The 13,093-nt window shown below is 71.6% G+C and carries 14 protein-coding genes; 11 read left to right on the top strand and 3 right to left on the bottom strand.

Going from position 1 to position 13,093, the window contains the following annotated elements:
• Entirely contained in the window at positions 1-618 is a 618-nt protein-coding gene (locus ACFYOB_RS13225) for a dihydrofolate reductase family protein (protein ID WP_388558906.1), read from the top strand.
• Positions 619-698: 80 nt separating this feature from the next.
• Here ACFYOB_RS13225 and ACFYOB_RS13220 read toward each other — a convergent pair whose 3' ends face one another.
• Positions 699-992 carry a hypothetical protein gene (locus ACFYOB_RS13220; protein WP_388558903.1) on the bottom strand — a complete coding sequence of 98 codons (294 nt, stop codon included), beginning with the start codon at positions 990-992 and terminating at the stop codon, positions 699-701.
• A 244-nt stretch (positions 993-1,236) separates the two neighbouring features.
• Between ACFYOB_RS13220 and ACFYOB_RS13215 the strand changes: the two genes are divergently transcribed.
• Positions 1,237-2,148: a DMT family transporter gene (locus ACFYOB_RS13215; protein WP_388558901.1), complete on the top strand. Its 912-nt coding sequence runs from the start codon at positions 1,237-1,239 to the stop codon at positions 2,146-2,148.
• A gap of 56 nt (positions 2,149-2,204) precedes the next feature.
• Positions 2,205-3,392 carry a cytochrome P450 gene (locus ACFYOB_RS13210; protein WP_388558898.1) on the top strand — a complete coding sequence of 396 codons (1,188 nt, stop codon included), beginning with the start codon at positions 2,205-2,207 and terminating at the stop codon, positions 3,390-3,392.
• Between the two features lie 45 nt (positions 3,393-3,437).
• Here ACFYOB_RS13210 and ACFYOB_RS13205 read toward each other — a convergent pair whose 3' ends face one another.
• The gene (locus ACFYOB_RS13205; RefSeq protein ID WP_388558895.1) at positions 3,438-4,442 is read right to left on the bottom strand and encodes a Gfo/Idh/MocA family oxidoreductase; all 1,005 of its coding nucleotides are present in this window, start codon (positions 4,440-4,442) and stop codon (positions 3,438-3,440) included.
• 181 nt (positions 4,443-4,623) lie between these two features.
• Here ACFYOB_RS13205 and ACFYOB_RS13200 point away from each other — a divergent pair, with 181 nt between their 5' ends.
• From ACFYOB_RS13200 to ACFYOB_RS13165, 8 genes are all read left to right on the top strand, one after another.
• A complete protein-coding gene (locus tag ACFYOB_RS13200; protein WP_388558892.1) occupies positions 4,624-5,604 on the top strand; it encodes a sugar ABC transporter substrate-binding protein in 981 nt (326 codons plus the stop codon).
• Complete coding sequence (locus tag ACFYOB_RS13195; protein ID WP_388558889.1) at positions 5,601-6,635, top strand: ABC transporter permease; 1,035 nt, start codon at positions 5,601-5,603, stop codon at positions 6,633-6,635. Before ACFYOB_RS13200 ends, ACFYOB_RS13195 begins: the two co-directional genes overlap by 4 nt.
• Entirely contained in the window at positions 6,602-7,528 is a 927-nt protein-coding gene (locus ACFYOB_RS13190) for an ATP-binding cassette domain-containing protein (RefSeq protein ID WP_388558886.1), read from the top strand. Before ACFYOB_RS13195 ends, ACFYOB_RS13190 begins: the two co-directional genes overlap by 34 nt.
• Positions 7,525-8,691: an ROK family glucokinase gene (locus ACFYOB_RS13185; protein ID WP_388558883.1), complete on the top strand. Its 1,167-nt coding sequence runs from the start codon at positions 7,525-7,527 to the stop codon at positions 8,689-8,691. Before ACFYOB_RS13190 ends, ACFYOB_RS13185 begins: the two co-directional genes overlap by 4 nt.
• Positions 8,688-9,278, top strand: a complete 591-nt coding sequence (locus tag ACFYOB_RS13180; RefSeq protein WP_388558880.1) for a hypothetical protein — start codon at positions 8,688-8,690, stop codon at positions 9,276-9,278. The genes ACFYOB_RS13185 and ACFYOB_RS13180 overlap by 4 nt, the downstream gene beginning before the upstream one ends.
• Positions 9,279-9,306: 28 nt before the next feature.
• Entirely contained in the window at positions 9,307-9,939 is a 633-nt protein-coding gene (locus tag ACFYOB_RS13175; RefSeq protein WP_388558877.1) for an MBL fold metallo-hydrolase, read from the top strand.
• A 30-nt stretch (positions 9,940-9,969) separates the two neighbouring features.
• Positions 9,970-10,755, top strand: coding sequence for an exodeoxyribonuclease III (locus tag ACFYOB_RS13170; RefSeq protein ID WP_388558874.1), 786 nt, complete (start codon positions 9,970-9,972; stop codon positions 10,753-10,755).
• 77 nt (positions 10,756-10,832) lie between these two features.
• A complete protein-coding gene (locus ACFYOB_RS13165) occupies positions 10,833-11,273 on the top strand; it encodes a DUF6278 family protein (RefSeq protein ID WP_388558871.1) in 441 nt (146 codons plus the stop codon).
• 214 nt (positions 11,274-11,487) lie between these two features.
• Here the strand turns inward: ACFYOB_RS13165 and ACFYOB_RS13160 are convergent, their stop codons facing one another.
• Positions 11,488-13,074: a CocE/NonD family hydrolase gene (locus tag ACFYOB_RS13160; protein ID WP_388558868.1), complete on the bottom strand. Its 1,587-nt coding sequence runs from the start codon at positions 13,072-13,074 to the stop codon at positions 11,488-11,490.
• Positions 13,075-13,093: the final 19 nt, after the last annotated feature.

The following is a 13,093-nucleotide window of genomic DNA, read 5'->3' as shown; positions in this document are numbered from 1 at the left end:
ATGGGCAAGCTGACCCTCACCACCTTCCTGACCCTTGACGGCGTGATGCAGGCCCCCGGCGGACCGGAGGAGGACACCAGCGGCGGGTTCGAGTACGGCGGGTGGCTCGTGCCGTACGCGGACGAGGGCATGGGGGAGTTCATCACCGAGGTCTTCGGCCGGACCGGGGCGTTCCTGCTCGGGCGGCGGACCTACGAGATCTTCGCGTCGTACTGGCCGCAGCACGACGACCCCGCCGACCCGGTCGCCGGCAACCTGAACAGGCTGCCGAAGTACGTCGCCTCGACCACGCTCAAGGACCCCGCCTGGGGCCCGGTCACCGTGCTCGACGGTGAGAACCTGCAGAGCGAGATCGTGCGGGTCAAGGACGCCCTCGACGGTGAGCTGCAGGTCCACGGCAGCGGGCAGCTCGCGCAGTGGCTGTTGGCCCGGGACCTCGTGGACGAGCTGAACCTGCTGACCTATCCCGTGTTCCTGGGCGCCGGGCGGCGGCTGTTCCCGACCGGCGGGCTGCCGACGGCCTGCGAGCTGACCGGCTCCCGTACGACGTCGAGCGGCGTCGCCATCCACACCTACCGGCCGACGGGCCGCGCCACCTTCGGTTCGTTCCCGGACTGACCGGGGACCTCGCCGTACAGCAGGGCGGGCCGCCACCGGATGCGGTGGCGGCTCCGTTCCGCAGCACGGACGAGCCGGCGTCATCCGCCAGTGACGGCCTTGGCGATGGGGCTGACCCAGCCGCCGGCGTCCTTGCCCTGGTCGGGCCAGATGCGGACGTTCCCGTCCGCGGTGCGGATGATCACGAGGAGGGTGGCCCCCTTGTCGCTGCTGCCGTGATCATCGGTGGCCGCGGCGCGGGCACCGGCCACGACCGCGTGCGGCGCCGAGGGGGTGGCGGCGAACGCGCCGGTCGGTGCCAGTACGCCTCCCGCGACCACGGCGGTCGAGGCGGCCAGCATGAGAAGGCGCGGCTTCCGGAAGGGGCGGGGCATGGGAATCTCCTGGGGTGTGAGGGGGAGCAGGGGGTCCGTCCAGTAGGCCTCGCCCGCCCCCGCACGGTCACGTCCCTGAATCCCGTGGCTTGACAGCCGCCAGTGGCCGTGCCGGCCGCGACCGGCCACACCGCGAGCCGCCCGCAAATGGCTCGACCGGTCATGATCGGCTCCGGTACGGTGACCCCGCACCCGTGCGAGCCGCCGAAGTCTCCACCCGCTCGCCGCCGCTGGAGACGCCCCCGTGACCGTGATCTCGCCCGCACTCGCCGCCCCGCGCCGGGCCTGGCTCGCCGACCTGCCCGTGCTGGCCGTCGCCGTCGTATGGGGCGGCAGCTACCTCGCCGCCAAGGGCATCACCACCACGCAGACCGTGATCGGCGTACTCGTTCTGCGCTTCGGGCTCGTCCTGCCGGTGCTGGCCGTGGCCGGCTGGCGGCGGCTGCGGGCGCTGACCCCCGCCCAGCTGCGCGGCGCCGGGCTGCTGGGCCTCGTACTCGGCGGGATCTTCCTCCTGGAGGCCTACGGGGTCGTCCACACCTCCGCCACCAACGCCGGGCTGATCATCAGCCTGACCATGATCTTCACTCCGCTCGCCGAGGCCGTGGTGAAGCGGCGCGCGCCCTCGGCCGGTTTCCTCGCCGCCGCCGGGGCCTCCGTCGCGGGAGTGGTCCTGCTGACCCAGGGCGGGGGGTTCACCGCGCCCAGCCCCGGCGACCTGCTCATGCTCTGCGCCGCCCTCGCCCGGACCCTGCACGTCCTGCTGATGGCCCGTGTCAAGGCGGTCCAGGACGCCGACTCGCTCTCCCTGACCACCGTCCAGCTCGGCGGCGCCGTCCTCGTCTTCGCCCTGCTCGCGGGCGTCCCCGGTACCGGGGAGGACCCGTGGGCCGTGGCCACCGGCTTCGGGGCCGCCGAGTGGGCCGGGCTGCTCTTCCTCTCCGCCTTCTGCACCCTCTTCGCCTTCTTCGTGCAGATGTGGGCCGTCCGCCGTACCTCGCCCTCCCGCGTCAGCCTGCTGCTCGGCACCGAGCCGCTGTGGGCGGCGGTCGCCGGCATCGCCCTCGGCGGCGAGCACCTCGGCCTCCTCGGCCTCGCGGGCGCCGCACTCGTGCTCGCCGGTACCGCCTGGGGCCGCCGCGCCGTCGACGGCTGAACGATTGTCCGAAACCGCTCCCGTCCACGGTGATCAGCGGCCCTACGCTGGCCACCATGCCAGTTCTGGACATCAGCAACCTCGCCGACGACTTCAACGAGAACCCCTACCCGCACTACGCGCGGCTGAGGGAGAACGGTCCCGTCCACCGCATCAAGACGGCGGACGGGGAAGGGATCTGGCTGATCGTCGGCCACGACGAGGCCCGCCAGGCCCTCGCCCACCCCGACGTGTCGAAGAACTGGCAGACCGCCGGCCTCTACGCCGACCGCACGACCACCACCCTCAGCACCAACATGCTCCGCTCCGACCCGCCCCACCACACCCGGCTCCGCCGCCTGGTGGCCCGCGAGTTCACCTCCCGCCGGGTCGAGGCCCTGCGCCCGCGCGTGCAGCAGGTCACCGGCGAACTGCTCGACGCGATGGCCGCCGGACCCGACCGCCGCGCCGACCTGATCTCGTCGTTCGCGGTACCGCTGCCGATGACCGTCATCTGCGAACTCCTCGGCGTACCCGACCTCGACCGCGGCTCGTTCCGCCAGTGGTCCACCGAGATCGTCGCGCCGACCGGCACCGAGGCCGAGACCGCGGCGCTGCGCGCCATGTCCGGCTACCTGGCCGAGCTCACCGACGCCAAACGGGAGCGCCCCGGCGAGGACCTGCTCAGCGCGCTGATCCGGACCAGGGACGAGGACGGCGACCAGCTGTCCCCGGAAGAACTGATCGGCATGGCCTTCCTGCTGCTGGTGGCCGGGCACGAGACCACGGTCAACCTGATCGGCAACGGCGTACGGGCCCTGCTCGCGCACCCCGACCAGCTGGCGGCCCTGCGCGCCGATCCGGACGGGCTGATCGACGGCGCGGTGGAGGAGATGCTCCGCTACGACGGGCCGCTGGAGAGCGCCACGTACCGCTTCGCCCGCGCCGACCTGGAGATCGGGGGCACCTTGATCGAGGCGGGCTCGCCCGTGCTGGTCTCCCTGGCCGGGGCCGACCGCGACCCGGCGCGGTTCACCGCGCCCGACGTCTTCGACATCCGCCGAACCGGCCAGAGCCACATGGCTTTCGGCCACGGCATCCACTTCTGCATCGGCGCCCCGCTGGCGCGCATGGAGGGCCGCATCGCGGTCCGGGCCCTGCTGGAACGTTTCCCCGACCTGGCCGAGGACCCGGACGCCGGCCCGCACGACTGGATCCCCGGCACCCTGATCCGGGGAGTGAAGCGGCTGCCGGTGTGCTGGTAGCCGTACATGACAAGCCGCAGCAGTGTGAGGAGCCGCAGCCGCCGCTCACAGATCCGGCAGCTCCTCCAGCCGTACCCGGCGCCCCTCGCGGCGCGAGAGCTCGCACGCCTCCGCGACCCGGAACGCGGCGAGCGCCTCCCTGCCGTCGCAGGCGTTGGGGCCCTCGCCGCGCACCAGGCGCACGAAGGCCGTCAGCTCCGCCTCGTACGCGGGGCCGAAGCGCTCCAGGAAGCCCGTCCACGGCTTGCTCGCCGGGGGCGGGCCGTGCGGCTCGGTCGAGGCGATCGGCGTACGGTCGTCCAGCCCGGCGGACACCTGGTCCAGCTCCCCGGCCAGCTCCATCCGCACGTCGTAGCCGGCGCCGTTGATCCGGCCGCCCGTCGCGGTGACGAGCGTGCCGTCGTCCAGGGTCAGCACGGCCGCGGCCGTGTCGATGTCACCCGTCTCCCGGAACCGCGGCGGGCCCGCGTCCGACCCGGCCGCGTACACCTCCGTCACCTCGTGCCCGGTGACCCAGCGGACCATGTCGAAATCGTGCACGAGGCAGTCCCGGTACAGACCGCCCGAGGCCGCCAGGTACGCGGCGGTCGGGGGAGCCGGATCGGCGGTCATCGTGCGTACGGTGTGCAGCCGCCCCAGGGCGCCCGAGCGGACCAGCTCCCGGGCGGTGCGGTAGCCCGAGTCGAAGCGGCGCATGAATCCCAGCTGGAGCACGCCGTCGCCGGCCTCCACCTCGCGCAGCACGGCGAGGGTGCGGGCCAGGTCCGGGGCAAGCGGCTTCTCGCAGAACACCGGCAGGCCGCCGCGTACCGCGCGCACGACCAACTCGGCGTGGCCCTCGGTCGAGCAGGCCACGACCACCGCGTCCACGCCCCAGGTGAAGACCTGCTCCACGGAGGGCGCCGCGGTGGCCCCGAGCCGGTCGGCCAGGCGGGCCGCCCGCGCGGGGTCGGCGTCGGCGAGCAGGAGCGAGCCGGCGTCCGCCTGGCGGGCCAGCGACGCCGCGTGGAACGAGCCGATCCGGCCTGTTCCGATGAGCCCGATGCGCATGCACTCAACCTGACCCCGTCCGGGGGACCTGTCAATCTGCCCGCGCATGCCCCGATGGCCCGCCATGGTCCACTGTGGCGGATACTGGGCGGCTGGAACCGGAATGACCGAATGATGACGGACGACACGGACGAGGGAAGGGCGCGGCGACGTGGCTAGGGTTCGGACAGGGGTACGCGTCGTGGGCGCCGTGCTCGCGGCGGTACTGGGAGCCTCGCTCGCGGGCTGCAGCAGCACGGGAGGCAAACGCGCCGAGGAGCGGGCGAAAGCCGCCGCGGCGGGCCGGCCGGCCGTGTCCACCCCGCGCTGGACCTTCGCGATGGTCACGCACGCGGGCGACGGCGACACCTTCTGGGACATCGTCCAGAAGGGCGCCAAGGAGGCCGCGGCGAAGGACAACATCAACTTCGTCTACGCCCACGACGACCAGGCCCAGCAGCAGGCGCAGTTCGTGCAGAACGCGATCGACCAGAAGGTCGACGGGATCATCGTGAGCCTCGCCAAGCCGGAAGCGCTCAAGGACGTCATCGCCAAGGCCGTCAAGGCCGGCATCCCGGTGGTCACGGTCAATTCCGGCTCCGCCCAGTCCGCCGCCTACGGGGCACTGACCCACATCGGCCAGGACGAGGAGATCGCGGGCGAGGCGGTCGGCACGGAGCTGACCGAGCGCGGCAGGAAGAAGGCCGTCTGCGTCCTGCACGAGCAGGGCAACGTGGGCCACGAGCAGCGCTGTGCCGGGGCGAAGAAGACCTTCGGCGGCACGATGGAGAACCTGTACGTCGAGGGCACCAACATGCCCTCCGTCCAGGCGGCCCTCCAGGCCAAGCTCCAGGCGGACCCCTCGGTCGACGCGATCGTGACGCTCGGTGCGCCCTTCGCCCCCACCGCGGTCAAGGCGAAGGACGCGGCGGGCAGCAAGGCCGAGGTGGACACCTTCGATCTCAACGAATCCGTCGCCCGCGACCTGAAGTCCGGAGCCCTCGGCTTCGCCGTCGACCAGCAGCCCTACCTCCAGGGCTACGAGGCGATCGACCTGCTCTGGCTCTACCGCTACAACGCGGACGTGCTCGGCGGTGGCCGCCCGGTGCTCACCGGGCCGCAGATCGTCACGGCCGCCGAGTCGGCCAAGCTGGAGGAGTTCATCAAGCGGGGCACCCGATGAGCGCCGCCGCCCCGGCGGACGAACGCCTCGCGCCCACCTCCCTGGTCCGCAGGCTGCTGGGCCGCCCGGAGCTGGGCGCCGTGGTCGGCGCGGCCGCCGTCTTCGTCTTCTTCTCCTTCGCCGCCCCCAGCTTCCTGCAGGCCTCCAGCCTCAGCACGGTGCTGTACTCGGCCTCCACCATCGGGATCATGGCCGTCCCGGTGGCCCTGCTGATGATCGGCGGCGAGTTCGACCTCTCCGCGGGTGTCATGGTCACGACGTCGGCGCTGGTGGCCTCGATGTTCAGCTACCAGATGACCGCCAACGTCTGGGTCGGCGTCCTGGTGTCGCTGCTGGTCACCCTGGCCATCGGCTTCTTCAACGGCGTCATGCTGACCCGTACCAAGCTGCCCAGCTTCATCATCACGCTCGGCACCTTCCTGATGCTGACCGGCCTGAACCTCGGCTTCACCAAGCTGATCAGCGGATCGGTCTCCACCAAGAGCATCGCCGACATGGAGGGCTTCAGCTCCGCGCGCGCCCTCTTCGCCTCGCAGTGGAACATCGGCTCGGTCACCCTGAAGATCACCATCCTGTGGTGGCTGGCCCTGGTCGCCGTCGCCACCTGGATCCTGCTGCGCACCCGCGCCGGGAACTGGATCTTCGCCGTGGGCGGCGGGGCCCACGCGGCCCGCGCGACCGGTGTCCCGGTCGTGAAGACCCGTATCGGCCTCTACATGGGCGTCGCCCTGTGCGCCTGGATCTCCGGCCAGCACATCCTCTTCTCGTTCGACGTGGTCCAGTCGGGCGAGGGCGTCGGCAACGAGTTCCTCTACATCATCGCGGCCGTCATCGGCGGCTGTCTGATGACCGGCGGCTATGGCTCCGCCATCGGTTCGGCGGTCGGCGCCTTCATCTTCGGCATGACCAGCAACGGCATCGTCTACGCCCAGTGGAACCCGGACTGGTTCAAGTTCTTCCTGGGCGCGATGCTCCTGCTCGCGACGCTGCTCAACGCATGGGTCCGCAAGCGGGCGGAGGAGAGCAAGTGACGACGAACGGCGCGACGCCCCTGGTGAAGCTGACCGAGGTCAGCAAGTACTACGGAAACATCCGCGCCCTCCAAGGAGTCTCCCTGGAGGTCGCGGCGGGCGAGATCACCTGTGTCCTCGGCGACAACGGCGCCGGCAAGTCCACCCTCATCAAGATCATCGCGGGGCTGCACCAGCACGACGCCGGCACCTTCGAGATCGAGGGGGAGGAGACCGTGCTCGTCAATCCGCGCGCGGCCCTCGACCGCGGCATCGCCACCGTCTACCAGGACCTCGCCGTCGTCCCGCTCATGCCCGTATGGCGGAACTTCTTCCTCGGGTCCGAGCCGACCAAGGGCCGCGGCCCGCTGCGCCGCCTCGACGTGGACCACATGCGGCGGACCACCCGCGCCGAGCTGCTGCGCATGGGCATCGACCTGCGCGACGTCGACCAGCCAATCGGAACCCTCTCCGGCGGCGAGCGCCAGTGCGTGGCCATCGCCCGCGCCGTCCACTTCGGTGCGAAGGTCCTCGTGCTCGACGAGCCGACCGCCGCGCTCGGCGTCAAGCAGTCCGGCGTGGTCCTCAAGTACGTAGCCGCCGCCCGCGACGCCGGCCTCGGCGTGGTGCTGATCACCCACAACCCGCACCACGCCCACCTGGTCGGCGACCGGTTCGTGCTCCTCAAGCGCGGCACCATGGCGGGCAGCCACACCCGCGACTCGATCACCCTCGACGAGCTCACCCGGCAGATGGCGGGCGGTTCCGAGCTGGACGAACTGAGCCACGAACTGGAGCGAGTGGCAGAATCAGGCCCAGGCGCCGCATCCGGCGCAGCCGATCCGGATTCCGGCTCCGCCACCGAATCGGCTTCCGGCTCCACTTCCTCCGACAGGGGCGACACGACTCGATGAGCACGTACCGGGACTTCACGCTCGCCCACCGGGGGGCGGCGCGAGGCACCGTCCTGCGGACCATCGGGACCCGTGAGCGCCGGTCGCACCTGACCGCCCCGCGCGTCCCGACCGTCGGCATCGACATCGGCGGCACCAAGGTCATGGCCGGCGTCGTCGACGCCGACGGCGTCATCCTGGAGAAGATCCGCGCCGAGACGCCGGACAAGTCCAAGAGCGCCAAGGTCGTCGAGGACACCATCGTCGAGCTGGTGCTGGACCTGTCCGACCGGCACGACGTGCACGCGGTGGGCATCGGGGCGGCCGGCTGGGTCGACGCCGACCGCTCCCGCGTCCTCTTCGCGCCCCACCTGGCCTGGCGCGACGAGCCGCTGCGCGACGCCCTCCAGTCCCGGCTCGCGGTGCCGGTCATGGTCGACAACGATGCCAACACCGCGGCGTGGGCGGAATGGCGCTTCGGCGCCGGGCGCGGCGAGGACCACCTCGTCATGATCACCCTCGGCACCGGCATCGGCGGGGCCATCCTCGAAGGCGGCCAGGTCAAGCGCGGCCGGTACGGGGTCGCCGGAGAGTTCGGCCACATGCAAGTCGTCCCCGGCGGCCACCGCTGCCCCTGCGGCAACCGCGGCTGCTGGGAGCAGTACAGCTCCGGCAACGCCCTGGTACGCGAGGCCCGCGAGCTCGCCGCGGCCGACTCCCCGGTCGCGTACAACATCATCGCCAGGGTCGGCGGCAACGTCCACGAGATCACCGGGCCGCTCATCACCGAGCTGGCCCGCGAGGGCGATGCCATGTGCATCGAGCTGCTCCAGGACATCGGCCAGTGGCTCGGCGTCGGCATCGCCAACCTCGCCGCCGCCCTCGACCCCTCCTGCTTCGTCATCGGCGGCGGCGTCAGCGCCGCCGACGACCTGCTGATCGGCCCCGCCCGGGACGCCTTCCGCCGCCACCTCACCGGCCGTGGCTACCGCCCCGAGGCCCGGATCGCCAAGGCCGAGCTCGGCCCCGAGGCGGGTATGGTCGGAGCTGCCGACCTCGCCCGACTCGTCGCCCGCCGGTTCCGCCGCGCCACGCGCCGCCGGGTCGAGCGCTACGAGCGCTACGCGCAGCTGGGCCGGCGCGCCACCGGCCCCACGGAATCCAAGGACCAGAACGAGCAGTGACCCCGCCCACCCTGCCCCACCAGGCGTCCGCCCCCGACGAGGGCGGTACGCCGCCGCCCGCCGCCGAGGACCGCGGCCACGTCGTCAAGCGCCGCTGGATCACCGCGATCATCATCCTGCTGCTGGTCGGCGTACCCGCGGGTTACCTCGCCGTCTCCACCCAGCAGAGCCGCGAGAGCGGCCGCGACAAGGCCGCCCGGATCGGCGCGTCCAAGGTGCGCCCCGGCTGGCCCTCGAAGGTGCAGCGCAGCATCTACGAGGTCCCCATCCCGCCCAAGGCCTGGCGGGTCGGGTTCCTGGAGACCAACAACTGGCGCACCAGCCGGCTGTTCACACAGATAGCGGTCACCCCCGCCGACCTGGACGCCTTCCTGGCCGACCTCGGCACCAGCCGGGACGCGCTGACCCCCGGAGTCTCGATCTCCCCGCACGACACCGAGGTCGCGGGGTGGAACTGGACCCCGGATGCCACCTGGTACGGGATCACCCTGGAGCAGCTGGACCCGCGCCCCACCCGGGACGTCACCGTCGACCTCACGGACCCCGAGCACCCCAAGGTCTACGTGGTGTCCACGACGACCCCGTAGCGGTCGGGGCAGCCCTTAGCCTGGGATCATGAAGCTCACCAAGCGGCTGCACTCCTGCGTCCAGCTGGAGAAGGACGGGCGCACGCTCGTCATCGACCCGGGCGCCTTCAGCGAACCGGACGCGGGCCTGGGGGCGGACGCCCTGCTGGTCACGCACGAGCACCCCGACCACTTCGAGGAGGGCCGGCTGCGGGCTGCCCTCGACGCCAATCCCGCGGCGGGCCTGTGGACCCTGCGCAGCGTGGCACAGAGGCTGGCCCCCGCCTACCCGGGCCGGGTGCACACCGTCGGGCACGGCGACACCTTCACCGCCGCCGGGTTCGAGGTGCGGGTGTACGGCGAGCTGCACGCCGTGATCCACCCGGACATCCCGCGGGTCACCAACGTCGGCTACCTCGTGGAGGGTTCGCTGTTCCACCCCGGGGACGCGCTGACCGTGCCCGACGCGGCGGTGGAGACGCTGATGCTTCCGGTGCACGCCCCCTGGAACAAGGTCTCCGAGGTGATCGACTACCTGCGCGAGGTCAAGCCGCGGCGGGCCATCGACATCCACGACGCGTACCTGTCCGACATCGCCCGGCCGATCTACGACATGGCCCTGGACAGCCTGGGCGGCACGGACCACGGCCGGCTCACCGCCGGGGAAGCCGCCGACCTGTGACTGTCGGTGCCGGGCGGTAGGTTGGGACGTATGCGTATCGCCACGTTCAACGTCAACTCCATCACCGCCCGGCTTCCGCGCCTGCTGGCCTGGCTGGAGAGCTCCGGCACCGATGTCCTGTGCATCCAGGAGACCAAGTGCTCCGCGGAGCAGTTCCCGCACGCCGAGCTGCGCGAGCTGGGCTACGAGTCGGCCGTCAACGCCACCGGCCGGTGGAACGGCGTCGCCCTGCTCTCCAAGGTCGGCATGGACGACGTGGTCCTGGGGCTGCCCGGCGGGCCCGACTACGAAGGGGTCCAGGAGCCCCGCGCGATCTCCGCCACCTGCGGCGGGGTGCGCGTCTGGTCGGTGTACGTGCCCAACGGCCGGGAGGTCGAGCACGACCACTACGGGTACAAGCTGGGCTGGTTCCGCTCCCTGACCGCCGCCGTCGCCGAGGACGCGGCGGGCCCCCGCCCCTTCGCGGTGCTCGGCGACTTCAACGTGGCCCCGACCGACGAGGACGTCTACGACCCGGCCGTCTTCGAGGGCCTCACCCACGTCACCCCCGCCGAGCGCGCCGCCCTGGAGGCGCTGCGGGCCGCCGGTCTCTCCGACGTGCTGCCGCGCCCCCTCAAGTACGACCGCCCCTACACGTACTGGGACTACCGCCAGCTCGCCTTCCCCAAGAACAGGGGCATGCGAATCGACCTGGTGTACGGGAACGAGCCCTTCGCCAAGGCCGTCACCGACGCCTACGTCGACCGCGAGGAGCGCAAGGGCAAGGGCGCGTCCGACCACGCGCCGGTCGTCGTGGACCTGGATCTCGACCGGTAGACACGGTCTGGATCCGGGCCGGCGGATCCAGGCGCGCCCTGTGGTCAGGGGCGGATCCTGGTGCGACGCTGGTCGGTATGAACATCCCTTTCCTGGACAACTGGCTGAACCGGCGCGAAACGGAACGGGGTGCGGGTCTCGCCCTCGCCTTCGCCGGTGATCCCGAGGGTGTGGCCGAGTTGTTCTCGGAGTGCGAGATGCTGCGCGACCAGGCGAGGGCGGCCGGACTCGAACTGGATGAGAGCCGGGCCTCGTTGGAGGAACTCGACCAGCTGATGCCCCGCTGGCGGCGGGATCCCGAGGCCGTGCCGTGGCTCGGCAACGACGCCGGCTTCTACCTCGGGACCGTGATCATCCGCACCATCCCGGGAGCCGGCTGGCAGGTGTGGCCCAACGGCCAGCCGGTGATCCGGCTGGCCTCGGGCCGCGAGCTGAACGTGATCGAGTCGGGGGTGTCCTGGGCGATGACCGGATCCCCCGAGCTCAGCCAGGCGTACGCGGAGGCCTCCGAGGGGTGACCGGCCGGGATGTTTATGTCGCCTTTAGGCGTGTCGAGGGGAAGCGCCCTTCCCGGGCTGGATAGTTTGCCTGGACTCGACACACCGACAAGTGGGCAGGGCAGCGCATGGTCGTCGATCCGTTGATCGAGCTGCGGGACGTCACGATCCTCAGGCACTGAGGGGGTCCCGCCAATCCCTCAAAAGGGCCACCCCGCTCGGCAGCAGCCGCGGATCACTGCTCGCGCAGCGGCACCGACACGTAACTGGGATCGGTGTGCGGCGAGGAGAAGGTCAGCTGTGCGCCGGTGGGGTTGTGCTCGATGTAGAGCGGGTCGACCGTGTCGATGACAAGGGCGAGCCGGTGGCCCGCGGGCACGTCGTAGGCGGTGGAGAACAGCTCCAGGTCCACGCCGAAGGACTGCCCGGGAGTGCGCCCGTGGAACGTGTAGGGGGCGTTGCTGACCAGCTTGCCGATGCCGAGCGGGCCGACGTCGTACAGGTACGCGACGAAGGTGCCGTCGCCCTTGGTGGGAGTGACCGTGGTGTGGACCTTGACCGTGCCGCGGACCCGGCGCGCCTCGCCGTAGTGCCCGGACTGCCACACGGCGGCGAAGGCGCGGGGGAGCAGCGGTATGGAGGCGATCGGGGGCGCCTGGGCCAGCTGGTCGAGGATGCTGGAGAGGAAGATGGTCCCGCCGTTGGCGCCGGAGTCGACATTGGCGAAGAGGTGTTCGCTGTCGGAGAGCGCGAGCTTCTCGGTACCGCCCGCGCCGACCGACTTCCAGTCGGCGTAGCCCTCGTACGCGTCGTTGCTGCGGGACTTGATCTGCACCGGGGCCTTGGTGTCGACGCCGTTGCGCTCGCCCTTGAGGTAGCGGTCGAACCAGCGGTGGGCGTTGGTCCAGGTGTCGTTGGGCAGGCCCAGCAGGCCGGTGGCCTCGGCGGTGGCGTGGTCGCCCGGGCGGAACTCCAGGCGCTTGGGACCGGTCAGCTTCTCGTAGAACTCCGCGTACTGGTTGGGCGGGAAGATGGTGTCGCCCCACGCGTTGCCGAGCATGATCGCGGCGCCGTTGGCGTTGATCCGGTCCACCTGCTCGGCGGCCGACCGCTTCTTGCCCCACTCGATCATCTGCTGCTCCCGGTCCAGTCTGGAGCCGAGGAAGTCGCTGAGGATCGACCGGAGTTCGGGGCCGGGGCGGCCGGTGAGGAAGCCTGCGGCGCCGAGCATCCCGGCGGCCTGGCGGTGCTGGGTGCGGCCGGAGTAGATGGACTCGATGATGTCGGCCCAGCCGCTCATCGCGACCACCGCCTTGACGCGCGGGTCGTGCGCCGAGGCCAGCAGGCTGATGCCCGCGCCGTACGAGACCCCGCCGAGGCCGATGCGGTCCGCGTCGGCGGGGGAGTTGGCCAGGGCCCAGTCGATGACGGCCGAGACGTCGGCGATGTCGGGCGGGCCGGCCACCTCGATCTGGCCGCCGGAGAGCCAGAAGCCGCGGGAGGTGTAGCTGACCACCACGTAGCCGGAGTCGGCGAGTTGCCTGGCCTGGGCGATGTATTCGATCTGCGGCAGGCCCCAGCTGCTGGGGAGCACGATCAGCGGGTACTTCCGGCCCGCCTCGGCGCCCGCGGGGGTGAAGACGTTGCCCTTGAGGGTGATGCCCCCGGAGCCGGGGATGTCATGGAAAGTCGCTTCCGACGAGGCGTCGACGGTGGCTGCCGCGGAGGGTGCGGAAGCCGCCTGGGCCTGGTGGGGGGCCAGGCCCAGGGCGGCTGCCGCCAGCACGGCCGCCACGGCTGCGACGGTGGTGGTGCGTTTCATCAATCGCTCCTCGCGGACG

The organism is Streptomyces sp. NPDC006463 (genome assembly GCF_042870715.1).
Classification (GTDB): Bacteria; Actinomycetota; Actinomycetes; order Streptomycetales; family Streptomycetaceae; genus Streptomyces.
The sequence above is the reverse complement of the archived record's forward strand: the minus strand, read 5'-3'. Positions and strand labels throughout refer to the sequence as shown.